The sequence below is a fragment of the Peribacillus sp. SIMBA_075 genome, from assembly GCF_046534585.1.
The window spans coordinates 1-237 of sequence record NZ_JAWRYN010001569.1; the positions used below are offsets into that span (position 1 = coordinate 1).

At 73.4% G+C, this 237-nt stretch carries 1 protein-coding gene; it reads right to left on the bottom strand.

All coding sequences use genetic code 11. From position 1 onward, the window contains the following. Positions 1-237: hypothetical protein (locus SB775_RS33700; RefSeq protein ID WP_410865653.1), on the bottom strand; the 237-nt coding region annotated here is incomplete at both ends.

Genomic DNA, 237 nt, shown 5'->3' on the forward strand with positions numbered 1-237 from the left:
CTGCTTACGCCCGAGGCGCTGATGCGCTGAATGGCTGCGGCGTACTGCCCGCCCTTCTCCGCGCTTTCGCCCTGGCGCGCCGCGATAAGCGCCCCGCTCTGCTGCGAATGCACCTCCGGCGCCATCAGCCGGCTGCCGGCGTAGAGCGCGGCGCTCCCGCCCGCAAACGCAGCGGCGCCGCCGTTGCGCACCTTCGCCGACAGCTCCTGCCCGCGCCGGTATCGTTCGCTCACGCGG